General features: G+C 65.4%; 3 pseudogenes. 1 reads left to right on the top strand and 2 read right to left on the bottom strand.

The annotated features are described in order from the left end of the window. Positions 1-92 precede the first annotated feature (92 nt). A pseudogene (locus ACZ4WS_RS47780) lies at positions 93-314 on the bottom strand (IS5/IS1182 family transposase); the annotation flags it as partial. A 17-nt stretch (positions 315-331) separates the two neighbouring features. Here ACZ4WS_RS47780 and ACZ4WS_RS47785 point away from each other — a divergent pair. Further along, positions 332-517: pseudogene (locus ACZ4WS_RS47785) on the top strand (IS110 family transposase); the annotation flags it as partial. On the opposite strand, the pseudogene ACZ4WS_RS47790 reads toward ACZ4WS_RS47785, so the two are convergent. Further along, positions 517-1,136: pseudogene (locus ACZ4WS_RS47790) on the bottom strand (IS5 family transposase); the annotation flags it as partial. The pseudogenes ACZ4WS_RS47785 and ACZ4WS_RS47790 overlap by 1 nt on opposite strands. Positions 1,137-1,244 lie beyond the last annotated feature (108 nt).

The following is a 1,244-nucleotide window of genomic DNA, read 5'->3' on the forward strand; positions in this document are numbered from 1 at the left end:
GCTACCTCACCCCGCTGGAGACCCGGCAGCGTCTGGAACAAGAACACGCCCTCGTGGCGTAAGCATCGAGTGTCCAAGATCACGGGGAAGCTTCACTTGTCGTATCTCGTGGCCACGGCCCGGAAGTTCTTGAGGGCATTGATCGTCCGCTCGACTTCGTTGGGCCGCTTGTAGATCTCCTTGTCGAACCCAGTGGGCTTGCCGCCTTTGCTGCCGCGGCGTCGGCGATTGGCGCGCTGGTCCTTTGGTTCGGGGATGGTGTGCTTGATCTGGCGTCTGCGCAGGTAGTGGCGGTTGTGACGGGAGGAGTAGGCGTAATGGGAAGCGAAGGTCGGCAGGAGCCAGAGCCCACTACGACCGCCGACGAGCAGCTGGCGACCGTCACGTCGCAGCACAGCGGAACCTCTTCAACCGGTTCATGGGCATGCAGTTTTACTGCCTCCAGAACGGTCGCACCTACGATGAAGCCATCGCCTTCCCACAGCCCTCAGCCGGACTCACTGCAGCAACGGCTTGACGTCTATCCGCGTGGGATGTCTTGTCGCCGCTGAGGTGATCGGGCCGGGTGCGGGGTCGCCCGCCACCGCGGTGGGTGACGCGGATGCGTTCGAGGACCGGGATCATCTGCGGGGCATCGCCCCACTGGCCCGGTGTGACCAGGAACGCGAGCGGTCGTCGCCCGCCCTCACCGGCAAGGTGGATCTTGCACGTCAGTCCGCCCCGGGATCGTCCGAGTCCCTCGTCGCGGCGGTGTTGCCGGGGCGTGGATCTTTTTCCGGAACGCACGGCGCCTTCCGCCGGGCCCCGGCAGCGTGCTGGTGGGCGCGGCACGTGGTCGAGTCCACGCTCACCATGCTCCAGTCGATGCGGCCTTCCGCGTCGGCGTCGGCCTGAACGGCCCGCAGGATCCTGTCCCACGCCCCATCCGCCGACCAGCGTCTGTGCCGCTCATAAGTGGTCTTCCACTTTCCGAAACGCAGAGGCAAGTCCCGCCACGGCACCCCGGTCCGCTCGCGGAACAGGATCCCGTTGATCACCTTGCGATGGCTCGACCAACGACCGCCGCGGTGCCCAGACTTCGGAAGATGCGGCTTCAACCGGGCCCACTCGTTGTTAGTTGGATCACCCCGCCCCATGATGGGCACAACGAGCTAGTAGGGCTTGGTCAGGTTCGTATCGGTGTGGGTATGTCGCGGTGGCAGGTGGGGCAGGCACCGGTCCAGAGGGCGAGGAGTAATTGCAGC

Source organism: Streptomyces sp. NPDC029292, from assembly GCF_055569295.1.